The sequence below is a fragment of the Kribbella sp. NBC_00482 genome (assembly GCF_036013725.1).
Taxonomy (GTDB): Bacteria; Actinomycetota; Actinomycetes; order Propionibacteriales; family Kribbellaceae; genus Kribbella.
Genome location: NZ_CP107881.1, coordinates 2,293,196 through 2,319,355, shown reverse-complemented (window position 1 = coordinate 2,319,355; position 26,160 = coordinate 2,293,196). Strand labels below are relative to the sequence as shown.

20 protein-coding genes are annotated in these 26,160 nt (G+C 68.7%); 9 read left to right on the top strand and 11 right to left on the bottom strand.

Annotated features, from left to right (window positions below; translation table 11 throughout):
* The first annotated feature begins 16 nt into the window (after window positions 1-16).
* Window positions 17-2,842 carry a BTAD domain-containing putative transcriptional regulator gene (locus tag OHB24_RS11675; protein WP_327638995.1) on the top strand — a complete coding sequence of 942 codons (2,826 nt, stop codon included), beginning with the start codon at window positions 17-19 and terminating at the stop codon, window positions 2,840-2,842.
* Here the strand turns inward: OHB24_RS11675 and OHB24_RS11670 are convergent.
* From OHB24_RS11670 to OHB24_RS11660, 3 genes are read right to left on the bottom strand one after another with little or no spacing between them, the layout of a single operon-like run.
* Entirely contained in the window at window positions 2,839-3,795 is a 957-nt protein-coding gene (locus OHB24_RS11670) for an ABC transporter substrate-binding protein (protein WP_327638994.1), read from the bottom strand. The genes OHB24_RS11675 and OHB24_RS11670 overlap by 4 nt on opposite strands.
* Window positions 3,792-5,744 (bottom strand): ABC transporter permease, encoded by a 1,953-nt coding sequence (locus tag OHB24_RS11665; protein ID WP_327638993.1) that lies wholly within the window; start codon window positions 5,742-5,744, stop codon window positions 3,792-3,794. The genes OHB24_RS11670 and OHB24_RS11665 overlap by 4 nt, the downstream gene beginning before the upstream one ends.
* On the bottom strand, window positions 5,744-6,799 hold the full coding sequence (locus OHB24_RS11660) for a quaternary amine ABC transporter ATP-binding protein (protein WP_327638992.1): 1,056 nt from the start codon (window positions 6,797-6,799) through the stop codon (window positions 5,744-5,746). The genes OHB24_RS11665 and OHB24_RS11660 overlap by 1 nt, the downstream gene beginning before the upstream one ends.
* Before the next feature lie 153 nt (window positions 6,800-6,952).
* On the opposite strand from OHB24_RS11660, the gene OHB24_RS11655 reads away from it, so the two are divergent.
* A complete protein-coding gene (locus OHB24_RS11655; RefSeq protein WP_327638991.1) occupies window positions 6,953-7,597 on the top strand; it encodes a hypothetical protein in 645 nt (214 codons plus the stop codon).
* Here the strand turns inward: OHB24_RS11655 and OHB24_RS11650 are convergent.
* Together OHB24_RS11650 and OHB24_RS11645 are read right to left on the bottom strand one after the other, a co-directional pair.
* Complete coding sequence (locus OHB24_RS11650) at window positions 7,594-8,052, bottom strand: group II truncated hemoglobin (RefSeq protein WP_327638990.1); 459 nt, start codon at window positions 8,050-8,052, stop codon at window positions 7,594-7,596. The genes OHB24_RS11655 and OHB24_RS11650 overlap by 4 nt on opposite strands.
* 12 nt (window positions 8,053-8,064) lie before the next feature.
* A complete protein-coding gene (locus OHB24_RS11645; protein ID WP_442913989.1) occupies window positions 8,065-8,985 on the bottom strand; it encodes an aminoglycoside phosphotransferase family protein in 921 nt (306 codons plus the stop codon).
* 27 nt (window positions 8,986-9,012) lie between these two features.
* On the opposite strand from OHB24_RS11645, the gene OHB24_RS11640 reads away from it, so the two are divergent.
* The 4 genes from OHB24_RS11640 (at window position 9,013) to OHB24_RS11625 (ending at window position 11,881) form a co-directional block, all read left to right on the top strand.
* The gene (locus OHB24_RS11640; RefSeq protein WP_327638988.1) at window positions 9,013-9,246 is read left to right on the top strand and encodes a hypothetical protein; all 234 of its coding nucleotides are present in this window, start codon (window positions 9,013-9,015) and stop codon (window positions 9,244-9,246) included.
* A 3-nt stretch (window positions 9,247-9,249) separates the two neighbouring features.
* The gene (locus OHB24_RS11635; protein WP_327638987.1) at window positions 9,250-10,029 is read left to right on the top strand and encodes a Fic/DOC family protein; all 780 of its coding nucleotides are present in this window, start codon (window positions 9,250-9,252) and stop codon (window positions 10,027-10,029) included.
* Window positions 10,030-10,078: 49 nt separating this feature from the next.
* The gene (locus tag OHB24_RS11630; RefSeq protein ID WP_327638986.1) at window positions 10,079-10,786 is read left to right on the top strand and encodes a hypothetical protein; all 708 of its coding nucleotides are present in this window, start codon (window positions 10,079-10,081) and stop codon (window positions 10,784-10,786) included.
* Between the two features lie 129 nt (window positions 10,787-10,915).
* Complete coding sequence (locus OHB24_RS11625; protein WP_327638985.1) at window positions 10,916-11,881, top strand: hypothetical protein; 966 nt, start codon at window positions 10,916-10,918, stop codon at window positions 11,879-11,881.
* On the opposite strand, the gene OHB24_RS11620 is transcribed toward OHB24_RS11625, so the two are convergent.
* The 4 genes from OHB24_RS11620 to OHB24_RS11605 all read right to left on the bottom strand — a co-directional run bounded on the left by OHB24_RS11620 (window position 11,878) and on the right by OHB24_RS11605 (window position 15,884).
* Window positions 11,878-12,699, bottom strand: coding sequence for a siderophore-interacting protein (locus OHB24_RS11620; RefSeq protein WP_327638984.1), 822 nt, complete (start codon window positions 12,697-12,699; stop codon window positions 11,878-11,880). The two genes, OHB24_RS11625 and OHB24_RS11620, sit on opposite strands and share 4 nt — an antisense overlap.
* 70 nt (window positions 12,700-12,769) lie before the next feature.
* Window positions 12,770-13,807: a hypothetical protein gene (locus OHB24_RS11615; protein WP_327638983.1), complete on the bottom strand. Its 1,038-nt coding sequence runs from the start codon at window positions 13,805-13,807 to the stop codon at window positions 12,770-12,772.
* 2 nt (window positions 13,808-13,809) lie between these two features.
* Entirely contained in the window at window positions 13,810-14,838 is a 1,029-nt protein-coding gene (locus OHB24_RS11610) for a hypothetical protein (RefSeq protein WP_327638982.1), read from the bottom strand.
* Entirely contained in the window at window positions 14,838-15,884 is a 1,047-nt protein-coding gene (locus OHB24_RS11605) for a hypothetical protein (RefSeq protein WP_327638981.1), read from the bottom strand. The genes OHB24_RS11610 and OHB24_RS11605 overlap by 1 nt, the downstream gene beginning before the upstream one ends.
* Before the next feature lie 181 nt (window positions 15,885-16,065).
* Between OHB24_RS11605 and OHB24_RS11600 the strand changes: the two genes are divergently transcribed.
* Window positions 16,066-18,657, top strand: coding sequence for a hypothetical protein (locus tag OHB24_RS11600; protein WP_327638980.1), 2,592 nt, complete (start codon window positions 16,066-16,068; stop codon window positions 18,655-18,657).
* A gap of 18 nt (window positions 18,658-18,675) precedes the next feature.
* On the opposite strand, the gene OHB24_RS11595 is transcribed toward OHB24_RS11600, so the two are convergent.
* Window positions 18,676-19,794: an endonuclease gene (locus OHB24_RS11595; RefSeq protein ID WP_327638979.1), complete on the bottom strand. Its 1,119-nt coding sequence runs from the start codon at window positions 19,792-19,794 to the stop codon at window positions 18,676-18,678.
* 343 nt (window positions 19,795-20,137) lie between these two features.
* Between OHB24_RS11595 and cysS the strand changes: the two genes are divergently transcribed.
* Window positions 20,138-21,610, top strand: a complete 1,473-nt coding sequence (gene cysS, locus OHB24_RS11590; RefSeq protein WP_327638978.1) for a cysteine--tRNA ligase — start codon at window positions 20,138-20,140, stop codon at window positions 21,608-21,610.
* Here cysS and OHB24_RS11585 read toward each other — a convergent pair whose 3' ends face one another.
* Window positions 21,611-22,396 carry a PrsW family intramembrane metalloprotease gene (locus OHB24_RS11585; RefSeq protein WP_327638977.1) on the bottom strand — a complete coding sequence of 262 codons (786 nt, stop codon included), beginning with the start codon at window positions 22,394-22,396 and terminating at the stop codon, window positions 21,611-21,613. It abuts the gene before it with no gap.
* Between the two features lie 146 nt (window positions 22,397-22,542).
* Between OHB24_RS11585 and OHB24_RS11580 the strand changes: the two genes are divergently transcribed.
* The gene (locus OHB24_RS11580; RefSeq protein ID WP_327638976.1) at window positions 22,543-26,145 is read left to right on the top strand and encodes a S8 family peptidase; all 3,603 of its coding nucleotides are present in this window, start codon (window positions 22,543-22,545) and stop codon (window positions 26,143-26,145) included.
* Window positions 26,146-26,160: the final 15 nt, after the last annotated feature.

Sequence of the window (26,160 nt, the reverse complement as noted above, 5' to 3'; positions counted from 1 at the left end):
CGGGTTTACTACGGGTATGTACTTCGGGGTGCTCGGGCCGCTGCTCGTGCGGACGGACACCGGCGTACCGGTCGCAGTACCCGACACGAAGGTCCGGACGCTGCTCCTCGACCTGCTGGCGAACCAGGGCCGGCCTGTCAGCGCGGACCGGCTGATCGACGACCTGTGGGGCACCCGACCGCCGCGCAACGCGACCGGCACGCTGCAGGCCCGCGTGTCCCAACTGCGCACCACACTGGACCGTGCCGAGCCTGGCGCTCGCAGCCTCGTCCAGCACGGCCCGGCCGGCTACACGCTGACCGCAGACGTTGTCGACAGCAACCTCTTCGAGCAGCACGTTCGGACGGGTCGGCTACCGGAGGCGCTCGCGTTGTGGCGTGGACAGCCGTACGCCGACCACGAGTTCGCCCGAGCGACCCGCGAGCACCTGGAGGACCTGTACCTCACGGCGATCGAGCAACTGTCCGACCGCGGCGACGACGTACTGCGACAGACGATCGCGCTGGTCCAGCAGCGCCCTCTCGACGAGCGACTGCACGCCGTACACCTCAAGGCGCTCTACCGGGCAGGGCGCCAGCATGAGGCGCTCGACCAGTACGCCGAGCTTCGGACCGCGCTGGCCGAGGAGCTCGGTGCCGACCCCGGACCCGAGCTGGCCGAGCTGCATCAGGCGATCCTCCGGCACGAGCCGTCGCTCCGACGCCCGACCGCACTCCCGGAACCGCTCAACGATTTGATCGGCCGGGCGGACACGCTGGCCGAGGCGCAGGAGCAACTGGCCGGCAACCGGCTCATGACGCTGGTCGGTCCCGGTGGAGTCGGAAAGACGCGTCTGGCGTTGGAGCTCGGCCGCAACGCGACCAACGCCTGCCTGGTCGAGCTCGCTCCGCTGCGGCAGGGCGACGTACTGGACGCGCTGGCCACCGCACTAGGTCTCCGCGACGAGTCAACCGACCTCCTCCCGCGGCTGCTCGATTCACTCAGCAGCAGGCAGCTACTGCTCATCCTCGACAACTGCGAGCACCTGGACCTGGCAGACCTCGTACGGCGATTGCTCGCAGCAGCTCCCGGTCTACGCGTACTCGCGACCAGTCGGGAGCCTCTCGGCCTGACTGGTGAGCGTGTGCTCGACGTGCCGCCCCTGACAGCAGCAGCCGCAGAAGAGCTGTTCCAGGCCCGGGCTGGTGTCACCGACGACGTGACTGCGATCTGCGAACGGCTCGACGGCATCCCGCTCGCATTGGAGCTGGCGGCAACCCGTGTGCGCGCACTGGGCGTCCAAGGCCTGGCCAAGCGTCTGGACGACCGCTTCCGGTTGCTGACCGGTGGCAAGGGTGGTCCGGAGCGCCAGCGCACACTGCGGGCGACGATCGACTGGAGCTGGGACCTGCTGGACGCGGAGGAGCGCCAGATGCTCCGGAGACTCGCGGTCCAGGCCGGCACGTTCTCACCGGAGGCCGCTGCCGAGGTGAGCGATCTGCCCGAACAGCTCCTGCTGGCGCTGGTCGACAAGTCGCTGGTGGTGGCGAGCGGCGGCCGGTATCGACTGCTCGAGTCTGTCGCTGCCTACAGTCTGGAGCGGCTGAGCGAGGCCGGCGAGGAGACGGCAGTCCGGAACCGGCACGCGGCGTACTACCTCGCGCTCGCGCGCCAGGCCGACCTGCACGGCCCCGGCCAGCGGGAGTGGCTGCTGCGGCTCGACCAGGAGGCAGCGAACTTCCGGGCGGCCCCGCCCTCACTCGAGCTCGCGACGGCGCTCGCCTGGTACCGGTACCTGCGCGGCCGGCTCGGCGAAGCACGTCGTACGCTCGCCGCCGCCCTCGCACTGCCCGACCAGGAGCCGGCGCTCCGGGCGCAGGCCATGGTCTGGCTGGCGGGCATGGCGGCGACCGACGCCCAGGCCACCGATGTCGCAGAAGCCGGTGAGGAAGCGTTGCGGGCCGTCGGCGACGACCCGCGCGCGCTCTGGTTCCTGACGATGACCCGATGGGCGTACGGCGACGCGGAGGTGCTGTTCACCCGGATCGACCGGACGATCGAGGCGTTCACCGAACGCGGCGACCGCTGGGGGCTCGCGGCGGCACTGAGCACCCGGTCGCAGCTGCACATCGTGCGTGCGGATCTGGGCGCCATGCGCCGGGACAGCCTGCGGAGCCTCGAGCTGTTCGACGCGCTCGACGACGACTGGGGCCGGCTGCAGGCGACGTACGCGCTGATCGTGGCCGCCGAGATCAGTGGTGACTATCCGACCGCCACGGCGTACCTGGAGGACGCGGTCCGGCGTGCGGAGGATCTCGGGTTGTGGGCGGAGGTCTCGTTCCGCACCGCGGGCCTGGGGCGGATCGCGCTGCTGACCGGCGACTACGCGCGGGCCGACGAGCTGCACGAGCGGGCCCGGCAGTTGGCGATCGAGCAGTCCAACAAGTCGGCCGAGGAGTACGCCGAGGTCGGCCTCGGCCTGGCCGCGCGCCGCCAGGGCCGCCTCGACGACGCCGAGCGGCACTTCACCAAGTGGCTCAGGTGGCTGACGCAGATCGGCGGCACCCCTGGCATCGCGTTCATCACCAACCAACTCGGCTACATCGCCGAACAGCGCGGCGACCTCACGACCGCCCGCACGCTGCACCAGCGCGCACTGGAGCTCGCCCGCCGGTTCGGTGACCAGCGGGCGATCGCACTCGCCCTCGAAGGGCTGGCCGGCGCGGCCGAGGATCCCGGCCGCGCCCTCGAACTGCTCGCCGAAGCGGCAGCGCTACGTCAGCAGATCGGCGTACCGCTGCCGCCAGGTGAACGCTTCGACGTGGACCGAATTACTTCCCGAGCAAAGCGAGGGAAGCATTAACGCCGTCCGAGCCAGGCGTTGACCTTGGATTGGTTGTCCTTGACCCACTTCTCGGCCGCCTGGTCGGGGGTGAGTTTGTCGACCGCGATCATGCGGGCGACGGCGTTCTGGTCCTCGTTGGTCCACTTGAAGTTCTTGACCAGGTCGTACGCCGGGCTACCGGAGTCGGCGAACTTCTTCGAGACGATCTTGTCGAGGTCGTACGGCGGGTAGTCGCAGGCGATCTTCGCCGGGTCGGCGTCGCAGCCGGCCTTGTACGCGGGCAGGTTGATCTTCACCAGCTTGACCTCGTTGAAGAACCACTGCGGCTCGTAGAAGTACGCGAGCAGCGGCCGCTTGTTCTTCTCCGCGTCCCGGAACGCCTGGATCAGCGCGGTCTCGCTGCCGCTCTGCACGACCTTGTAGTTCAGCGCCAGGTTCTTCACCAGCGCCTCGTCGTTCGTCACGTACGACGGGTCGCCGTCGAGCAGCTGCCCCTTGCCGCCGGACTCCGACGTCTTGAACAGAGCGGCGTACTTGTTGAGGTTCTTCCAGTCGGTGATGTCCGGGTACTTGGCGGCCATCCACGGCGGTACGTACCAGCCGATCACGCCTTTGACCCCGGTGGAGCCGGCCTCGACCGCGACCTTGTCGGTGGTGATGTACTTCTTCTTCAGGTCCTCGTGGCCCCAGTTCTCCAGGTTCACGTCCACCTCGCCGGTGGAGAAGCCCTGCCAGGCGATCTCCTCCTTGAGGTTCTTCTTCACCACGGTGCAGCCGAGGTCCTTGGTCGCGACGTACGCCACCACGGCGGCGTTCGCCTCGTACCCGACCCACGGGCTCACGGTCAGGTTGAACGTGCCGCAGTCCTTCCCCCCGGCCGCCGGCTGGTCCGCGCCGACCTTCTCCCCACCGCACCCGGCCAGCGCGAGCGCGACCGCCGTCAGCACACCGGCGTACCGGAGTTTCTTCACCGCTTGTCTCCTCTGTTTTGGAAGTTCTGAGTACGGCGCGCTGCCGCCTGCGTGATGCGGTCGAGCATGACGCCGAGCAGCACGATCGCCAGCCCGGCGGCCAGCCCCTTGCCGTACAACTCGCTCTGCGCGAAGCCGGCGGCCACGTCGTACCCGAGCGCGCCCGCGCCGACCAGTCCGCCGACGACCACCATCGACAACACGTAGATCAGCCCCTGGTTGACCGCGAGCGTGATCGCCCGCCGGGCCACCGGCAACTGCACCTTGCTGATCACCTGCCAGGCGCTCGAGCCGACCGAGTTCGCCGCCTCGACGGTCGCGACCGGCACCGCCCTGATGCCGTCCGCAACGATCTTGGTGGTCACCGGTACGGCGAACACCACCGCGGCCGCGATCGCGGTGAACCGGCTCGTCCCGAACAACGCCAGGAACGGCACCAGGTACACGAACGGCGGCATCGTCTGCCCCGCGTCCAGCACCGGACGGATCCAGGTGTCGACCCGGCGGTTCCGCCCGGCCCACACACCGAGCGCAAGCCCTACGGCCACGACCACGACCGTCGCGAGCAACGTTGACGCCAGCGTGACCATGCTGTCCTGCCACACGCCGGTCGCCACCAGCAACACGAGGCACACCGCCGCGGGCACGGCGCCCCGCAAACCTCCGAGTACGCCGGCCAACGCAACGATGACCGCGCTGACGAGCCACCAGGGCGACCCGGTCAGGAGCGCTTCGAGCGGGTTCAGCAGACCGATGGTGACCGCGTCCCGCAAGCCGTACGTGAACCCGCCGAAGACGTCCTGCACCCACGCAGTGACATCGGACGCGACGATCGCGATCCGCGAACCCACGTTCACGTCCGACGGGAACTCGGCCGCCCACACGTAGGTGCGGGAGAACCAGACAGCGACGAGCACTGCGAGAGCGCCCGCGCCGAGCAGGACCTTCCGCCGCACACTCGCCGTACGCCAAGGCCGGTCGCCCGCCGCGGTCGTCACTCGGTCGAGGACGATCGCGATCACCACGATCGCCAGCCCGGCGTTGAACGCGACGCCGACATCGAGCGTCTGCAGTGCCTTCAGCACGGTCTGACCGAGGCCCGGCGCGTCGATCAGCGCGGCCACGGTCACCATCGAGAGCGCCGCCATGATGGTCTGGTTGATGCCGACGACAACGGTCGACCGCGACATCGGCAGCAGGACCTTCAGCAACGTCTGACCGCGGGTCGAACCGAGCGAACGCGCCGCCTCGACACTCTCCGGCGGCACCGAGCGGATCGCGTGCGCGGTCAGCCGGACCGCGGGCGGCGCCGCGTAGATCAAGGTCGCGATCGTCGCCGCGGCCGGCCCGATCGCGAAGAACAGCGTCAACGGCGCGAGGTACACGAACGTCGGCAGCGTCTGCATCAGGTCGAGCACCAGCGTCGCGACCCGGAACGCCCGGTTCGACAAGCCGGCCCAGATTCCGAGCGGGATCGCGACCAGCAACGACAGCAGCACGGCCGCTACGGTCAGCGCGAGCGTGTCCATGCTCTCCTGCCACAACCCCTGCAACCCGACGAAGCCGAGCCCGGCGGCGGTCAGTACGGCGACCTTCCAGTTGCCGAACGCCCACGCGCAGTACGCCGAGATCGCGACCACCCCGAGCCACCCGATCACCGGGACCGGCCGGTCGAACGACGGCTGCGAGATGACGCTCTGCAGCAGTACGACGAGGTGATCGACGGCGATCCGGATCGCGTCGAAGAACACGTTGCCCTGACCGACGTCGTCGCGGTGGTCGGTCAGCCAGCGATGCAGCGCGGTGGTCTCCTGCCCGCCGAGGACAAGGGTGTCGATCCCGCGCAGGACGAAGTACGCCGCAACCCAGAAGACGAGCAGTACGCCGACGACCACGCTGCGCCGAGGCCGGCGTACCTCGACCTCCACGTCGCTCGTGATGGCGGCCATCAGTTGTCCGCGACGACGGCGAGAATCTCCTCGTCACCGATCACACCGAGCAGTGTGCCGTTCGAGACGACCTTGACCGGCCGGTCGGCCTCCAGCACGAGGCGGGTCGCCTCGCGGACCAGGACGTCCGGACCGAGCTCGGGTCCGTCCAACGGCTCGCCGTCGCGCGGCCGCCGGGCGATCCATCGCAGGGTCAGTACGTCGGCCCGCTGGACGTCGCGGACGAACTCGCGCACGTAGTCGTCGGCCGGCGCCCCGACCAGCTCGTCGCCGGTGCCGAGCTGGACCGCGGCGCCGTCGCGCATCAACAGGATCCGGTCGCCCAGCTTCAGGGCCTCGGACAGGTCGTGGGTGATGAACACCATCGTCTTGCCGACCTCGCGGTGCAGCCGGACGACCTCGGTCTGCATCTCGCGCCGGATCAGCGGGTCGAGCGCGGAGAACGGCTCGTCGAAGAGCAGTACGTCGGGATCGTTCGCGAGCGCCCGCGCCAGACCGACCCGCTGCTGCATGCCACCGGACAGCTGCTCGGGGTACAGGTGCTCGTTGCCGGAAAGGCCGACCAGGTCGATGACTTCCTGAGCGCGGCGCCGCCGGTCCGGTTTGCTCTCGCCGCGAATCTCCAGGCCGTACGAGACGTTGTCGATCACCTTGCGGTGCGGCAGCAGCCCGAAGTGCTGGAACACCATCGAGAACTTGCTCCGCCGCAGCGCGCGCAGCCGCTTCTCGTCGGCCGCGCGCAGGTCCTCGCCCTCGAAGAGCAGCCGTCCGGCCGTCGGCTCGATCAGCCGGGTCAGGCAGCGGACCAGCGTGGACTTGCCCGAACCGGACAGCCCCATCACGACGAACACCTCACCGGGTGCGACGTCGAAGCTCAGGTCGCGAACGGCCGCCGTACAGCCGGTCTTCGCGTACAGATCCGCGCGGTCGAGCACCGCCAGGTCGGGACGACGAGGAACGCGTTGCGCCTTGGGCCCGAAGACTTTCCACAGGCCCTGGATCGACAACAACGCGGTACTGTCCTGAACCTCGGGATACTCGAGCTGAGCGGTCACAGGTTCACCCTCGCATCCCCGCCAGGCGGATTCATCGTGAACCGCGACTGTATCCAACCGCTAGTCCGTCAGCTCGCTCGCGGGTGTCTGCCCGGTCAGCAAAGCCCCTTCATCGGCCAGACTGACGGCACCGCACCTTCCGAGGAGGCCGAGATGCCAGACGCCGACGACCAGCCCACGGACGCCGTCCCGGCCGGCGTGCGCGCACAGATCCTGTCCACCGAGCACTGGAGCCTGCTGGCCACCCGAAGCCTGGCGTGGAGCGAGAGCTTCAGCCGCGCCAGCTGGTTCGTGACGGTGGTCTCGGCGACGATGGTCGCGCTCGCCCTGGTGGCGCAGAGCACCGACTTCGGTGTCGGGTTCCAGATCTTCGCGCTGCTGGTCATCCCGTTGCTGATCGTCATCGGCGTGGCCACCGTGATCCGCCTCGTACAGCTCAACGGCGAGGACGTCGAGCTGGTGATCGGGATGAACCGCTTGCGGCGGGGCTATCTCGCCATCGCGCCCGAGCTCGAGGAGTACTTCATCACCGGGCACCGCGAGGACATCGCCGGCCTCCTGCAGACCTACGGGAGCACCAGGAAACAGATACCGGCCACGCAGTACGTGTCGAGTATCGCGCTGCTCGTCAGCGTGATCGTGGCGGTCCTCGTCGGTGTACTGGCCGGCCTCGTCGCGGACACGTTCGGCGCCGGACGCACCGTGGCCGTCATCGTCGGGATCGTTGCGGGCATGGCGGCACTGGCGACCGTCGTCCTGATGATCGTCCGCCACGCCCGCCGGACCTGGAACCGCTAAGGCTGGTACGGCGGGGCCTCGCCCCAGCCCCAGTGCGGTACCGGGGCCTTCGGCGGTGGGGTCGCGCCGGGCTGGGAGTTCGCCAGTGCGATCCGCGTGCCCCACTCGACGTACGCGACGAACGCGGACCGGAACTCCGGGTCGCTCGGGAGGCCGGCGGGGTCGGCGCTGCTGGCGATCAGGGCGGCCCAGCGCGACCGCTGTTCCTCGGTCAGTTCGAGGTTCATGTGGTGCGACAGCATCGCCGGGTAGCCGCCGAGCTCGTCGGTGTACCGGCTGTGGCCGCGGAACACCTCGCCGAGCCAGATCGCCACGTGCTCGCGGTGGTTCTCGCTCATGTGCGCGAAGACCGGTGCGAGGATCGGGTCCTCGAGCACCTGGTGGTAGAACACCTCGGTCAGCCGGCGCAGCGCCTCGTGCCCGCCAGCCCACTCGTACAGCGTCGGAGTAGTCACGTAATCATGTAATCACACGAGCAGGGCATCCGATACCGCCTTCAGCTCCGCCTCGATCCGGGTATCGCCGTCGGCGGTGAACCACAGCACGTTCTGCAGGATCCGTCCCGCGGTCCACCCGAGCGCACGATCGCGGTCGATGCCGGTCACCTCGAGCATGAGAGCGAACCGGTCGCGGATCGCCTGCGAGAGGTCGCCGGTCGCGACCAGATCGTCCCACCGGTTCCACACCGCCGGCATCAGTTCGAACGCCGGGTCGCCGGCCAGCGGCTTCGGGTCGATCACCAACCACGGCTGCCGCTTCGCAGCCATCACGTTGTAGTAGTGCAGGTCCCAGTGCAGTAGGCGGTCGCCGGGTTCCGGCAGCAACTCGGTCACCTGTGCGACGTACCTCCAGGCCAGCGCCTGTTCGGCCGGGTCCGCGAGCATCGGGATCAGGCGGGGAGCGTCTTCGATCATCCCGGCGGCGATGTCCGCGAGGTGGCGGATGCCGGGCGGCGCGGGTACGGCGCTCAGGTGGTTGAGGAGCTCGGCGAGGATCCGGGTCGCCTCGACGTCGTCCGGCAGGTCGTCGAGAGTGCGCGGTTCGAGCCGTTCCAGCAGCAGCGTCGACGTCTCCGGGTCGTCCTCGAGCACCTCGACGACGTCGTCGTGGTTCCACGTCCGCAGCGCGAGCGCCTCGCTCTCGGACTCGTCGTTGACACTCTGCAGCTTCAGCATCGCCGCAGTCCCGTCCCGCCGTACGACGGGGAGGATGAGCGACGCCTCGCCGCTCAACGGGTCGCCGGACACGGTCAGCTGCCACTCACCGACGTACCGCTCGACCGCCCCGGGCAGCCCCGCCAACCAGTCAGGCGCTTTCTCGCTGTGATTCCGGACAAGCCTCGCGGGAATCTCGATCACCTTCGGCACAGTAGGTGATTCGAGGTCGATGCACCTGGATTTTCGTAGACTGGAGGCATGGCCGACGAGCTGGACATCGAGAAGCGCTGGCCCGAGCTGTTCGCCCCGCTCGACGACGTGCAGCGGCGTGCCGTTCTGCAGTCCTTCGCCAACGCCTGGCACGAAGGCTGGGAGCCGAACCGCGAGGACGTCGAGAACCTCGCCGACCGCGCCCGCGGCGTCATCGACCAGGACGAGTACCTTCGCCGCGCCGACGCCGCCGCTCGCCGGCGCGCCGCGGACCAGGGCTGAGCGATGGCATCGGACCCGTATGCCTACCCGCCGCCCCACGAGGACACGCTGCAGAACAAGTTCGGCGAGCGTGACAAGGACAAACTGAAGGACAAGGAGTACACCGCGGCGGCGGGCCGCCAACTCCAGCTGGAGTCCGGCGAGGTGGAGATCCCGCGGACGTACGACGCCCAGCACGTGGAGGCGATCCACGCGCATCTCTTCCAGGACGTCTACGAGTGGGCCGGCCAACGCCGGACGGTCCCGCTGGCCAAGAGCGGTCCGGGTGGGTTCGCGGAGCTGGGCCAGATCGACCGCTACCTGGACGATGCCGCCAAGATGATCGAGGCCGCCGACTGGCCGTCGATGGACCGGGACCAGTTCGCGGAGAAGGCCGCGGAGGTCCACGCCTACGTGAACCAGGCGCATCCGCAGCGGGAGGGCAACGGGCGGACGGCCAAGGTGTTCATGCAGCAGGTCTCCGAGCTGTCCAACTACCAGCTCGACTTCACCAAGTGCCCGCCCGACGTGTGGAACCAGCGGTCGATGCTGACCGACCCGGATCTCGGCAAGTACGAGCCGATGCCCGAGATGATGGTGCCGGTGTTCAAGCACATCGCCGAGGAGCGACCGGGTGGACCGACCCAGACCATGCTCTCGCCGGAGTTGAAGGAGGCCCGGCGGGTCGCCGGACTCGATCCGAGCGAGGCGCCGACTCAGACCACGCAAGCAGGAAGCAGCACCGCCGCACGGCGCGGGAGCTCGGCGCGAGGTCGCTCCGGGCAGTCTCCCGAGCTGGGCTGAGGCCGGGTCACCGGTAGGTGCTTCGGCAGAGTTGTGCTTGGGTTCTGCCGTGGAGAGTCGGCATCGGCGGGTTCAGCGGATCGTGGCGGCGACGTACTTGGGCATTCCTCTCGTCCTGCTGGTGGTGGTCGCGTTGATCGCGGTGACCGGTCCAGTGGGCGCGTGGATCGGGTGTGTTGTGCCGGTCGCGATGCTGGTGGTCGGGTTCGTGCTGCGGCGGCGGCACCGGTACCAGCCGCGGTGGTGGCTCGGCGTCGCCGGGTTGTTCGGCGGCCTCACCGGTCTGACGGTGACGCTGTTCCCGTTGGCGGTCGGGGTCTGGTGGCCGGCGATCCTCGCGCTGCCCGGCCTGATCCTCGGGATCATCGCCGGACTGGTCCTGGCGCGGGCGGCCGACCGTGCGCTGCTGGTCCCGTTCGTCCCCGAGCTCGCCGGTACGCCGTACGAACTGGTCTTCCGGCTCCGTGGCATCCCGCTCGCCGCCGTCCTCGTGGGCGCGGACTCGGTCACCGTCCAGTCGCACCCGGTCCCGCGCGCCCAGCACCAGTTCCGCACCTATCCGCTGACCGCGATCACCGGCAGCTACGAGTTCTCGCTCTCCGGCGCAGAACGGCTCAAGTTCCCGATCGCGGTCACCCACGCGGTCGCCAGCAAGGGCCCGGCCGTGATCCTGCAGGCGAACGGCGAGGACTGGGTCCTCCCCACGAACCAGGCCGGCACACTGATCGACGTACTGACTGAGCGCCGGGGTAGTTGAGGTCTAGTCAGGTACGTTGCAGAGTGTCACTCTGCTTACATGTGGGGGCACAGAGTGGTTGCGGCGCTTTTGGCGTCGGCAGTGGTGGGGACTGGGATCACAGCGGCTGACGCTGCGATCGATCCCAAATTGACGGTCACGAGCGTCACAGCTGACCGAACGACGATCGCGGTCTCGGGACTGAACACCGTCCCGGTCAAGCTGACCGTCGCAGCGAAATACAACACGACCAACCCGGACGACGAGAACCTGGTACTACTCGTTTACATCAAGCGGATCAGTGGGACCGGCCCGATGACCGAGCTGCTCTCGACCGATCTGCCACGCACCTCCGGCACGGTGCAGGACGGGGTCTGGTCCGGTCCGGTGCACATCTCGTCCACCGCGAACGGGACCTACAAGGTGTACGGCGTCTCGTACGGCCCGTACTTCACCTGGCAAGCAGGCGGCATGCTGCCCGACCCGACACCGGTCGACGGCCCGACGCTGACGATCACCGGCACGCACCAGCCGAAGATCACCGCCAAGGTGACACCGGCCGTGGTGCCGTTCGGCCCCAACTACACGATCACCTGGGCGATCACCGACCGGACGACCGGCAAGCCCTACGGCACCCGCATCCGCGCCTTGCTCGGCGTCGACAACCAGTGCGGCGAGGAGGCCGGCGGGGTCAACGTGCTGACGACGGCCGCCGGTCTGATCACCCACTTGTACCCGTCCGGTGAAGGCGAATGGACCAACTGCTTGCGGATCAAGAGCACTCCGCTCGACATCGCCGGCCTCGGTCTCCTCGTCCTCCGGCCCGGCGTCGTGTCGGCCGTGCCGTCCAAGGCGAGCGCAGCCGTCGGCACGGTGGTGCCGGTCAACGGTCGCGTGCTCGGCCCGCCGGTCAACTGCCCGGTCCTGCTGCAGCGCTTGTACGGCGCTTCGCAGTGGAGGCAGGTCAGCACCGCGAACGTGCGGCTGAGCGGACGCTACACGGTGTCCGCGCAACCGGCGTACAAAGGTTTGATCCCATACCGCGTCTACTTCGCAGCGTGCCAAAGGCACTACCTGACCGGCGTCAGCCCGGTGTTCTACATCCGAGGGCTCTAGGAAGATTGCTGGCGGGCGGTTTCAGCCTTCTCCGCCTGCCAGCCGTCCTCGTTCTTGCCGAGCCGCCAGTAGCCGGACAGCGAAACCTGGTCCCGGCCGAGTCCACGCTCCTGGAACAGGTTCTTGCGGATCCGGAACACGAATCCGGCCTCGCCGTGCACGAACACCTGCGGCGTACCGTCCGGGAAGTCGAGGGCCTCGACGGCCGCGACCAGACCGTCGCCGCGCTCACCGTCGGCGGTCGCGCGGTGGAACCACTGCACATCGGCCTCGCCCGAGCCGCCGAACTTCTGCTCCTCGGTCTCGTCCGCCACCTCGATCAGGACGGTCGCACGCGCACCCGGCGGCAGCTGCTCAACCGCGGCACCGATGGCTGGCAGTGCGCTCTCATCACCCACGAGCAGGTGCCAGTCGGCCGCCTCGTCCGGCGTGTACGCACCACCCGGACCGTTGAACCACAGCACGTCACCCGGCTGCGCCGACGCCGCCCACGGACCCGCGACGCCCTCGTCGCCGTGGTGGACGAAGTCGATGGTCAGTTCCTGCGTCGCCTCGTCCCAGCTCCGGACGGTGTAGGTCCGCATCGTCGGCCAGTGCTCGGCCGGGAACGTCTCCCGCACCACACCCATGTCCAGCGGCTCGGGATACTCGACGCCGTCCTTGCAGAACAGCAGCTTCACGTAGTGGTCGGAAAAGCCGTTGTCGGCGAAGTCGTCGGAGGTCAGCACGACCCGGATCATGTGCGGGGTGATCCGCTCGGTCCTCAGGACGACGGCGCGCTTGCAGACGCGGCTACGGCGGGGTGCGGGGCTGGTCACTCGACCACGGTCCTCTCGGGCGGATAAGTTAGGTCTACCTAAGTAAGCCTAACTCAGCCGCCCGAACAGGTCAGGTTCCGCGGATGTAGAAGGCCTTGCTGACGCCCGCGACGTAGTTCCGGCAGGCCGGGAACGAGACCCGGTAGGGAATCAGGCCCTTGTACGCCGGTTGCGCGTTGAGCGTGAACCGGCCGGACTGCCGCACCGCGGCGGAGCCGACGGTCCGCCACTGCGAGGCGCCGTACAAGCGCTGCAGCTGCACCGGGCAGTTGAACGGACCGCCCCTGACCGAACCGTTGACCGGGACGATCGTGCCGACCGGTGCGCTGGTCTTCGACGGCGCCGCGGACACGATGGCCGGCCGGGCCGGGACGAACGAGAGCCAACCGATCGCGTCCGGCGTGCCCGGAAGCAGCAGGCAGGTGATAGGCATGTGCGCCTGTCCCGGGTAGGCCTTCGTCACGACGCCGTTGGTGTCGGTCAGGTTCGTGTACCCGGGGCCGAAATACTCGACGCAACTGCTGTCGACGCCCAGCTCCACCCGGATCCGGCTGCCGTACGGCTTGCCGGTCTGCGCGTCGCTGACCGCCCACTTGATCGTGTACGGCTGGTTGAACGGCACCACCTTCGGCGTCACCACCGCGGTGACCTTCGGCTGATGCGTCCCGGTGACGGTGACCGACGGGCCGGCGTACGGCGTCGCGTCGTACATCGGCGGGTTCGGCGGGAAGAACGGGCCGGTGATCACGCCGGTGACCTTGAAGGTGCCGTTCGCCGTCGACGGGACGTTGAGCGGTCCGCTCCAGGTGCCGGCCGTCTCGTTGCGAACCAGGTTCGTGGAGAGCATCTGCTGCAACTGGCCGGTACCGCCGGTGCGTTCCAGGATCACGTTGACCGGCACCTTCGCGTCGGTCGAGGAGCCGGTGTCGTACTTCCCCTTCACCGTCACCGTGATCGGCACGGTGTTGAGCCCGCTGACCGCGACGCCGGTCTTGTTCAGCGTCACGGACTCGATGCTCAGGTCGGGATCCGGCGCGGCCTGCGCCGCGGTCGGCGCGATGAGCAGCGCCAGCGGAGCCGCGAGCAGTGCGGCCAGGATGCGTCTCATGATCAAAGCCCCCGGATGTAGAAGGCCTTGGTGACGCCGGCCTGGTAGTTGTAGCACTTCGGGAAGTAGACGCGGTACGGGATCAGGCCCTTGTACGCCGGTTGCGCGTTCAGCGTGAACTTTCCGCTGTACGACCGGATGTTGCCCGCCGGGCTGACCGTCTTCCACTGCGTGGCGCCGTACAGCCGCTGCAGGTACACCTTGCAGGCCGACGGCGCGCCTTGGACGACGCCGTTCACCGGGACGATCGCGCCGACCGGTGCGCCGGCCTTCGACGGTGCCGCGGTCACGATGCCGGGCCGCGCGACGACGAGTCCCTGTCCGCCGACCGACGCCGGGTTGCCGGGCAGCAGCAGGCAGTTGACCCACTCGGCATCACTGGCCGCATGGGACTGGGTCACCACACCGCTGGTGTTGGTGAGGTTCGTGTAGCCCGGGCCGAAGTACTCGGCGCAGATATTGTCGGTCCCGAGGACGACGCGGACCTTGCTGCCGTAGGGCTTGCCGGTCTGCGCGTCGGTGACCGCCCAGGTGATCGAGAATTTCGAGCCGAACGGCACCACCTTCGGGGACACCGACGCGGTGATCTTCGGCTGGTGTGTCCCGGTGACCGCAAGCGACGGACCGGCGTACGGCGTCGGGTCCGTCATGCTGCCGCTACCTGGGAAGAACGGGCCGGTCAGCACACCGGTCACCTTGAACGTGCCGTTCGCCGTCGACGGGACCTGCAGCGGTCCGCTCCAGGTGCCGTTCGCGAGCCGCGGCAGGTTCGTGGAGAACAGTGTCCGCTGCGACCCGGTGCCGCCGGTGCGTTCGAGGATCACGTTCACCGGCGAGTCGCCGCTGTACGTTCCCTTCACCGTCACCGTGACCGGCGCGGTGTTGAGTCCGCTGACGGCCACGCTGGTCTTGTTCAGCGTGATCGAGTCGATCTTGAGGTCGGGATCGGGGGCGGCCTGGGCCGCGGCCGGGAAGCCGGCCAGCAGCAGCGGCGCCGCGAGCAGCGCAGCGAGAACTCGGTTTCTCTTCATCAGGTTCCTCGGATGTAGAACGTCTTGCTGACGCCCGCGACGATGTTGTGGCAGGTCGGGAAGTAGGCCCGGTACGGAATCAGGCCCTTGTACGACGGTTGCGCGTTGACCGTGAACCGGCCGGACTGGCGCACCGCTGCGGAGCTGACGGTCCGCCATTGCGAGGCGCCGTACAGCCGCTGTAGTTGCACAGAGCAACTACCAACGCGGTACACCGAACCGTTGACCGGGACAACGGTTCCGACCGGCGCGCTGGTCTTCGACGGCACCGCCGACACGATCGCCGGGTGCGCGACGAACAGCCACTGGCCGACGATGTAGTACGGGTCGGCGTAGACGTGCGCACAGTTCATCGCGCCGCCGTCGTACGCGGTGTACGACTTGGTGATCAGGCCGTTCGTCCCGGTCTTGTACATCGGGCTGCCGCCCTCGGCGCACGGCGTGTCGACGCCGAGGCCGATCGGGATCCGGCTGCCGTACGGCTTCCCGGTCGCGGTGTTCGTGACCGCCCAGGTGATCGAGTACGGCTTGTCCCACGGCACCACGCGCGGGTTCACGGACGCGGTGATCTTCGGCAGGTTCGTGCCCTTCACCGTGACCGTCTGGCCCGAGTACGGCGTCGGGTCGACCGGGGTCCCCGGGTCCGGAGCGCCGTACGGACCGGTCATCACGCCGGTGACCTTGAACGTGCCGTTCGCGGTGGACGCGACGTTGAGCCGGCCGGTCCAGGTGCCGTTCTGGACGGTTCCGCCGGTCCGCTTCAGGTCGGCGGACACGATGTTGTCCCGCGGTCCGGTGCCGCCGGTGCGCGTCAGGACGACGTTCAGCACCAGGCCGGCGTCCCCGGGCTCACTGGAGTTGTAGCCGCCCTTGACGGTGACGTTGATCGGGTACGTGTTCAGCCCGGAGACCGCGACCGAGGTGCGGTCCAGGACGACCTGAGAGATCGTCAGGTTCGGATCCGGGTCGGCCTGCGCAGCACCGACCGGCAATAGGCCGGCCAGGGGTACGGCGACCAGCGCCGCGAGCACTCGTCCGATTCTCATGCACTGAGCGTGACAGCGGTACAGGCCGGTTCCAAGCATTTCGGCTCAGATGTGCGCGATCGGGTCGCCGTGTGTAGACCGGTTGCCGCGAGCCCGTGGTTCAACTTCCGGGTGGCGAGTGTTAACCATTAGGCAACTCACCGACCGTGTCAGGGACCGCTACGGTCCGCACGCTGTCCCAATGAGCCAGGTCTTCGGAGCCGACGGGCACCCGGCGCACTTGGTCACGCGCCGGGACCAGCTCGGTGCGCCGCTCTCGCTGAGCGGCGTACTGCCGGAGAGCAAGGCGATCCTCTTTCAGGGCGCGCCCGGTATGGGCAAGACCACCGAACTGAACCGGGTGGAAGATCTGGCCGAACTCCACGGCTGGACCACCATCAGGGTGACCGCGTCCGAGAACATCCCACTCGAGCATCACCTGACCACCGCGTTCCGGCAGAAGCTCGACGACCTGCGGGACAGGTTCGGCAAACGCCAGGTACGCAGCCTCAGCAAGTCGGTCCGTGATCTGACCGAGAGCGGCCGCAACACCCGGTGGGGGTGGGAGGCGCGGCTCGGCGGCGGCCTCGTCCCGCTCGAGTTCGTCGGTAAGCGCGAGAAGGACACCACCGCGCACGACAAGCTCGGCACCACGCTGAACGACTTCGCCGACGAGCTCGGTTGGATCGCCGGCCACGAGAACGAGCCGATCCTGCTGCTGATCGACAAGATCGACGCGGCGTCGGAGCACGACCAGGCGGGCGTGAACGACCTCGCGATCCATCTCGAGGAAATGGATCGCCCCGTCTGGCTGGTCATCGCCGGCGGCACGAAGTCGACGAGTTCGCTGATGCACGCGTCCCGGCGGATGTCCGGCATCGCCACCACGATCACCAACCAGTTCAGTGTCCGCGAGCTCGAGCCGCTGTCCGACGCGGAGCTGGCCGTGTCCCTGACCGAGCCGCTCGACGACGCGAAGATTCCGTACGAGCACGACGGAATCGACGTCCTGGTCCGCGCCGCCAACGGCAACCCGAGCCAGTTGCGGAAGTTCGCCCTGGCCGCTGTCGCGATGCGGGACCCGGAGCGCGGGATCACGGCGGCGGCCGCGGAAGCGGCGACCATCAGGGTCTGGACGGAATCGGAACGCAGCTACCAGAGCAGGTGGAACCAGCCGGAGACCACGCACGCCCAGAAGGATCTCCTCGCCAGGGTCGCGGCGCGGGGAACCAACGGTCTGTACATGCCGCCCGAGACCCGTCCGGATCAGTCGGACGAGTGGCAGCAGGTCGACCAGGCGCGCCAGGAGCTGGTCGCCCGCGGAATGCTCCGGGAGCACGACGGCCAGCTCGTGACGATCCCCGACAAGGGGTTGCGGGACTGGCTCAACCAGCACCTCGACCAGACACCGGCACCGGCCCGCGGACCCGAGGTCGGCCGGCCTTCCGCCAACCTGGCGCCGGTGCACCTGGCCGGGGACCGGGCTGCGGTCAACAGGGTGTTCGGCACGTCCGGTCAGCTCGTCGAGCAGATCGACCGCAAGGACAAGAACGGCCGGCCGATCTCGCTGGAACAGGCACTTCCGATCGGGACAACGGTGCTGTTCACCGGTCCTCCCGGCATCGGCACCAGCCATGAGCTGACCCGGACCAAGGCCCTGGCCGACCGGGAAGGCTGGATCTCGATCCGCTTCAGCGCCTCCCGGCGCGAGTCGGTGGAGTCCAGGATCATTCGCGCCGTTCAGGACGAGCTGGACACCTTCAAGCGGCGGTACCCGGCCGGCCAGGTCAAGGAGCTGAAGGAGATCCTGAACCGGATGGCCGTCCGGACCAAGAACTCGATGAACACCGCGCAACTCCGGGCCGGCCTCGCACCCGGACCGAAGATCGGCGTCCACCGGGCCTGGGAAGGCGTCACGAAGGACTCGGTCGGCCGCACCTTGAGCGAGCTCGGCGAACATCTCGGCAAGATGGCCGGCCCGCGCCGCGAGCCGATCGTGCTGATGGTCGACAACCTGGACGCCGCGTCGGACACCGACCTGGTCGCCCTGACCGGGCTGTCGGCGACCCTGCACGAGAACCGGAAGCCGGCCTTCCTGATCGCGGCGGGCGGCAACCAGATGGAGTCCCGGCTGCTGTCGGCATCAGGCGGCCGCTCCGGGACGGAGACCGAGCTGAAGCTCGACGTCCGCGAGCTGGTGCCGATGAACGACGACGAGATGCGCAAGGCACTCGTCGGGCCGCTGTCCGAAGCGCAGATCCGGTGCGAGCCGGGTGCTGTGGACAAACTGGTGGAGGACGCGAAGGGTCACCCGAGCAGGCTGCGGACGCTGGCCGGCGCGGCCCTCGAGCTCGTTCAGCCCGGCGAGAACACCATCACCACCGAGATCGCCGTGACCGCGGCCTCCCGGCTGAACACGCGATCCCAGGCGCTGTACGCCGCCGCCTGGGCCAATTGTTCGAACCACGAGATGGCGTTGCTCGCGAAGACCGCGGCGCATGGATCCCACGGCGTACCGATCCCGTCCCGGACGGCGAGTCCGGATCGCTGGGACCTCGACGACGCGTCCAAGACGCTGATCTCACGCGGTTTGCTGACCCGTACCGATTTCCGGATCCACGTCACCGACCCGGGCTTCCAGGACTGGGTACAGACCCGGCTCGGCACGTCCACTGCGCTGTCCGGCATCGCCGCACCGGTCCGGTCCCAGACGCAGCTCACGACGAACGGAGGGCGGACCGGAGAACACCGGCCCGCCCTCGGCGCGAAACACGACGTACAGCAGAATCGCTGAGCCCTTACGGCTCGCGGCTTACGGCCAGATCGAGGCGACCCACTCCGGGTGGTCGATGAACGGGTTCCGGTTGTGCTGGAACTGGCTGTAGATGACCTCGTTGCGGTTCTTCTCGAACGCGTCCGGCGGGTCGGCGGCGGCCCAGGCCTTCAGCACCGAGACCTTGCCGATGTACGGCGCGGTGCCGTTGCCGACCGAGTTGTTCAGCTCGAGGTTCGCGAACCCGTCGTCGCCCTCGTACCGGACGGCCATGTAGAAGATCATCCGGGCGACGTCACCGCGGACGGCGGCACGCGGCGCGAACGAGTCCGAGTCCGCCGTACAGCCGGAGCACTGGGCGACCGACGTACCGCCGTTGTCGAAGTCGAGGTTGCCGCGGGCCGAGTTCACCGTCACGTCCTCGGGGCGGAGGTGGTGCACGTCGGTGCCCGGGCCGGTCGCGGTCCCGAAGTCGCCGTGCGACTTGGCCCAGACGTGCTCGCGGTTCCAGTCGTCGGCGTCGCCGCCGTTGAGGCTCTTGCTGATCGAGCGGCCGGAGTAGATCTCGATGACGTTGCTGCTGTTGTTCGGGTCCTGGTCGGTGACCTTCAGCGCGTCCCAGACCTGGTCGTAGCTGAGCTTCGTCTGGCTCGAGATGATCGTGTGCAGCGCGGACTTCAACGCGGGCCCGGTCTTGCCCTCGGCGCCGGCGTAGTAGTCACCCGGATCCGGGCCGGGGTCCGTGCCGCCACCGCCGGTGAACGCGGTCGCGTTCTTCAGACCGGGGTGCGAGAAGTACGCCGCCAGCGTGCCGGTGACGGTGATCTGCTTGCCGAGCAGGCTCGGGTTGCTCTGCAGTCCGTACGACGCGCGGAACGCGGTCGGGATCTGGACGTAGAGCATCGACGACGTACTCGTCTGGGACGCCGAGTCGGCGAGCGCCAACGCGTAGTCGTTCGGGAAGTTGCTGCGGACAACGGTGCTGGTGGCGGTCGGCTGACCGACCACGTACCCGGTGACCGAAGCGGTCGAACTGTCTTGGCGGCCGATCGCCGTGGCGACCGTGATCGAGGTGGCGGCACTGGACGGCGTGATGCCGAAACCGAGCAGTGCCAGTACGGCGGTGACGAGCAGCGCCGGACGCAAGAATCGGGACACGGCTACTCCCAGGGGCGGTTGGGGACCGGACGCAGGTCAGTCTGCCCAGCTTCCCGAGCCGGCGAACATCCGGCCTGCAAACACTTGATGAAGGTTTGAACCGGTGGGGCGGTGAACGAGTGAGTGCCGCTCACCACCCCACCTGGGTGTATGGGCCCCCATCAAGCCGTGACGCACAGCCGCAGCCTGCTCGCCCACACACCAGCGAGGCGCTACTGGCGGGCAGCACCTCACCGTCGAGGTCGGCGTGGTGCGGACGCCGTTTACGGACCGTACTCACTCCAGCACGCAATGTCCATGGCTCGCGTGCGCCATCTCACTCTCCGACCGGTAGCATCGCGGGGTGTACGAGTCGAGGCCGTTGCGGCTGTTCAATTCGCTCGGGCGCCGCGTGGACGACTTCGCGCCGGCCACGGACGGCATCGTGCGGCTCTACAGCTGTGGCCCGACGGTCTACAGCTACGCGCACATCGGCAACCTGCGCGCGTACACCTTCGCCGACACGTTGCGCCGGGCGCTGCTCTGGAAGGGCCTGCAGGTCGAGCACGTCATCAACATCACCGACGTCGGCCACGCGGTCGCTGAGGCCGAGCTCGGCGAGGACAAGCTCGAGGTCGCGGCCGCCCGGGAGCGCCGATCGGTCGAGGAGATCGCGGCGATGTACACCGACGCGTTCTTCACCGACCTGGCCGCGCTGAACATCCTGCCCGCACACCACTATCCGCGCGCCACGCAGTACGTCGAGCAGATGATCGCGTTCGCGGAACGCCTGGTCGAGCGCGGCTTCACCTACGAGATCGAGTCCGGGCTGTACTTCGACACGTCGAAGGATCCGACGTACGGGCAGCTCGGCCTGATCGACGTCAGCGGTCAGCTCGAGGGCGCCCGGGTCGAAGAAGTACCCGGCCGAAGGGCGAAGACCGATTTCGCGTTGTGGCGTGCGGAGGCTCCGGGGCAGCTGCGGGCGATGCGCTGGAACTCGCCGTGGGGCTGGGGAGCACCGGGCTGGCATCTCGAGTGCTCGGTGATGAGCATGCTGCTGCTCGGCGAGCACTTCGACATCCACACCGGCGGCGTAGACCATCGGCAGTTGCACCATGTCAACGAGATCGCCCAGAGCGAGGCGTACCTCGGTGACGGGCAGCCGTGGGTGAAGTTCTGGCTGCACAACGAGTTCCTGCAGCTCGGTTCGGCGAAGATCTCCAAGTCGGCCGGTCACATCCTGACCGTCAGCGACCTGGCCGAGCAGGGATTCCATCCGCTCGCGTACCGGCTGTTCCTGCTCGGCGGTCACTATCGCGCTCAGCTCGAGTTCACCATGGCCGGTCTCGACAGCGCCCAGTCCACACTGCGCCGGTTGGTCCGTCGTACGTCGTCACTCGGTGAACTGCCGCCCGTGACCACGGCGGAAGAGGCTCGCGCGGCGGCCGGTGACGACGCCGCGGCCGTCGCGGTGATCGACCAGATCGACGATGCGATCGGCTCGGACCTCAACACACCCCGCGTCCTCGCGTTGCTGCAGGACTCGCTGCGCGATCAGGCGCTGTCCGAGGCGGGACAGCGGGCGGTCGTGGCTGCGTGCGCCGCCGTACTCGGACTGCCTTTCGGCCAGCTCACACCGGCGGACCTTGAGCCCGTTGCGGCTGGACTACCGGAGCTCGACGAGGCTGCGGTAGCTCAACTGGTCGCAGACCGCGAGGCCGCCCGGGCCGCTCGGGACTGGCCCCGAGCCGACGCCCTACGCGCGGAGCTGACCGAGCTGGGCGTCCAGGTCACCGACACCACCGACGGCCCGACCTGGACGCGCGTCGGCTGATCAGGCTGGTACGGCGACTGTGTCCGCCCGCTGTGCGCGCCGGAGGCCGTAGAGGAGGAGGCCGATCGAGATCGCGCCGACGACGGCGTACGTGATGCGGCCGCCGATGCCGTCCCAGGTGGAGTGCAGCGCGACGGCCAGCGCGTACATGCCGAGGAAGCCGGCGAACCGCTTGCCGGTCGGCTCGAGTACGAATCGCCACAGGCCCCAGCAAGTCAGGCCGGTCCAGGCCGCGTGACCTGCGGGGGAGAGCAGTCCGCGGATGAACAAGGTCTGCTCGGCCGCACCGACGTTCCCGTTCGACTGCAGCAGCGCGACGAACGCGTAGCCCATCGTCTCCAGTACGGCGAACCCCGTGCCGACCGCGACCCCGATCACGATCCCGCGCCCGATCGACGTCCGGTACCGGTGCCCGAAGAACACCACCAGGATCGCCGGTACGACGAGCTTGGCCGCCTCCTCGATCAACCCCACCCCGACCATCGGCAACGTCCCGAGCCGGCGCATCGCGTCGTACTCGAGCAGGCCCGCGACAACGACCCCGACCACGCCGCCGAACAGCAGGCAGCCGCCCAACGTCGGCCCGTCGATCAGCCAGCGCCCTGACCGCCCGGCGGCGAATGTCACGAACGTGAGCGGTACGACGAGCGCGCCCAGCAGGATCATCGTCGGGAACAGGTTCGGGTTCCCGGTGTCGGTCAGCACGGCCAGGACGGCCAGGTACAGCCCGCCGCCGATCACGAAGGTGCCGAGCCATCCCCACCTGCGTACTGCCTTCGCGCTCATGCCTCAGATGGTGCCGGGCCTGGCGTGGTTGCGCCATGTCGCAGGGACGGCAGTGATGGACAGGGCGGATTCCTGTGACGTGATTGCAAACTCAGCAGGAAGAAGAGGTGTGCCTGCCCCAAACCTCTCGAAGGAGAATTCCGCCTATGTCCTCCCCCCGACGTGCCGCCGCGCTCACCACCGCGGCGGTGCTTGCCCTCGGCGCGGCGACGGTGATCCCGTCCGCCGCCGCCCCTCCCACGGGATCCACCGCGATCAAGACGTCGTCGGTCACCCTGATCACCGGTGACGTCGTCGAACTGACCGACGCCGGCGCCGGCAAGAAAGCCGCCACGGTCCGCCCGGCAGCCGGGCGCGAAGGCGTCTCGTTCCACACGATCGAGGCCGACGGCGGACTCCGCGTGCTGCCGAGCGACGCCGTACCGTTCGTGTCGAGCGGCGTCCTGGACGTGGACCTGTTCGACGTCGACGAGCTGATCGCTGACGGGTACGGCGAGGCCGCGAGCCTCCCGCTCATCGTCAAGGACACCCCTGGCGCCCGGTCCGCGCAGAACCTCGCCGGTACGACGACGACGCGGCAACTGCCGTCGATCGGCGGCCGCGCGCTGACCGCCGCGAAGGACCAGCTGCCGGAGCTGTGGAAATCTCTGAAGCCCGGCGCCGGCACCCGCTCGCTGAACAGCGGTGTCACCAAGATCTGGCTGGACGGCAAGGTCCGTCCGGTACTCGACAAGAGCGTCCCGCAGATCGGTGCGCCGGACGCCTGGAAGGCCGGGTACGAGGGCTCCGGCGTGCAGGTCGCCGTACTGGACACCGGAGTCGACGCGACGCACCCGGACCTGGACGGCAAGGTCAAGGAGAGCCAGGACTTCTCCGGCAGCCCGACCGGCGCCGAGGACCACTTCGGCCACGGCACACACGTCGCCGCGACCATCGCCGGTACCGGCGCGGGCGCGGGCGGCACCCGGAAGGGCGTGGCGCCGAAGGCCGACCTGCTGGTCGGCAAGGTGCTCGGCGACGACGGGTACGGCTACGACTCCTGGATCATCGCCGGGATGGAGTGGGCCGCCTCCGAAGGCGCGAAGGTCGTGAACATGAGCCTCGGCGGCGAGGCCACCGACGGCACCGACCCGCTCAGCCAGGCGGTCAACGACATCACCGCGCAGACCGGCACCCTGTTCGTGGTTGCGGCCGGCAACGAAGGCCAGGACGAGACGGTCGGTACGCCGGGCGCCGCGGCGTCCGCGCTGACGGTCGGAGCCGTGGACCGGCAGGACAAGCTGGCCGACTTCTCCAGTCGTGGACCGCGGCTCGGTGACGCGGGCCTGAAGCCGGAGATCACCGCTCCGGGGGTGGACATCATCGCCGCCCGGGCGACCGGCACGGCCATGGGCCAGCCTGTGGACAACCTGTACACAGCCGCCTCCGGTACGTCGATGGCGACGCCGCACGTCGCCGGTGCGGCGGTCCTGCTCGCGCAGCAGCACCCGGACTGGAAGGCCGACCAGCTGAAGAACGCCCTGGTCAGCACCGCGAAGACCCAGCCTCAGCAGTCCGTCTATCAGCAGGGCGCGGGCCGGGTCGACCTGACCCGGGCCGTCGCGCAGAAGGTGACTGCCAGCGGAGTCGCGGACTTCGGCGTGCAGACGGCCGAGGCGGGCACACGGACCATCACGTACCGGAACGACTCCGGCAGCCCGGTCACGCTGAACCTGTCTGTCCAGGTGACGAACCTCGACGACAAGCAGCCGGAGACCGACGGTTTCGGCCTGCCTGCGACCGTCACGGTCCCGGCCAACGGCACGGCCGACGTACCGCTGACGCTGGACCCGGCCAAGCTCGGCCGCGGCCAGTACAGCGGCTGGATCGTTGCCACCGGCCCCGACGGTGTCGTCACCCACACCGCGGTCGGCGCACTCCGCTCCGGCCCGAAGCACAAGGTCACGCTGCGTGCGGTCGGTCTGGACGGTCAGCCCACCGGCGTCCCGGTGATCTCGCTGTTCGGCGACAACTCGCGTTCCGACGTACTGGCGTGGATCCCGAACGGTTCGACGTTCACCGCCGAGGTCGAGGAGGGCACGTACCTGCTGCACTCGCTGGTCGAGAACAACGACCCGCAGGACGAGCAGGTGAGTCTGTTCACCGACCCGAACATCGTGGTGAGCAAGGACAGCGAGATCGTCATCGACGCGCGGAAGGCGGTCCCGATCCGGATCGAGACGCCGAAGCCGTCCGAGCAGCAGGCGATCCTCAGCTACTACGTGCACCGTGAGTACGGCAACGGGCGTTCGATCAGCCACGGGGTCATGCACTTCAGCACGGTCAAGCAGGTCAACGTGACACCGACCAAGCCGGTCAAGGACGGAACCTTCGAGTTCTCGTCCCGCTGGCAGTTGGTCGCGCCGCTGGTCCAGGCGTCGATCCCCGGGGTGTCCGGTCCGCTCGACATCAACCTGTTGCACCGGTCGCCGTCGTACGAAGGCAAGAAGCGCTTCCGGCTCGTGACCTCGCTGCAGGACGCGAAGGGCGCCCTGGTGGTGCTGGACTCCGACAGTGAGGAGGAGCAGATCGAGGCGGCCGCGGCAGCCGGTGCGGCGGCGGTCATCCTGATCCGGCCGGCCGACTGGGGCGCGTGGACGGTCTGGCGTCCGGTCGGTGACCGGGAGCCGATCCCGGCGATGGTGACCACGTTCAACGACGGTCAGAAGCTCGTCGACCGGGTACGGCGCGGCAACGCCACGATCGACCTCACGCTCACCACGTCCAGCCCGTACCTGTACGACGTACAGCAGGTCTCGACCGGGTCCATCCCGGCGAAGATCGTCTACAAGGTGACGGCGGCGAACAGCGCCCGGATCACCACGCGGTACGCCGACAACGGCGGGTTCAACTGGGCCAAGGAGCAGCGGTTCGGGTGGCGTCCGTGGCAGGAGTACTCGTGGAACGACTCCCAGCGGTTCGTCGAGACGCCGAAGGTCCGGGAGGAGTGGGTGACCTCTGGTGACTCGCTCTGGCAGCACCGGGTGCACCACCTCTACACGTGGGACACCATGAACCCCCTGGCCGGCGGTATGACGTCCGTACCGCGTAGCTACCGGGCCGGTCATTCGGACGAGACGTGGTTCGGTCCAGTCGTACGTCCCGCCGCAGCGCCCGGCGTCGAGTCCACGCGTACCGGTGACCGGCTCTCGCTCCGCATCCCGTCGTTCGTGGACGCGGCCGGCCACTACACGGTCGGTGAGGCCACGAAGGACTCGGCGACGCTGTCCCGCAACGGTCAGGTCGTGGCTGAGCTTCCGGACGCCTGGGAGGACGTGATCACCTCCAGCGAGAACGCGGCGTACAAGCTGGACGTGTCCACCGAGCGCATCGACTCCGAAGGCGAGTGGAACTGGGGGACGCGTACGCAGACCTCCTGGGAGTTCCGCTCGGCCAAGCAGGCGGACGACAAGGCGACGCCGCTCGCACTGCAGCAGGTCGACTACAAGGTCCCGGTCGACCTGACCGGCCGGGTGAGCGCCCGGACGCACGTGGTCGGCTTCGAGTCACCCCGGGCCACCGGACTGCAGGCCTGGTCCTCGTTCGACGAGGGCAAGACCTGGCAGCGCCTCGCGGTCATCGGTGCCGTCGGCCACTACCTGGCCGTCGTCCCCAACGCCCACGGCACCGTGTCGCTCAAGGTCGCAGCAACTGGCCCGAGCGGCTCGAAGATCACGCAGACCGTGATCCGCGCGTACGGCGTGAAGTAGTACGGCTCCCCCCGC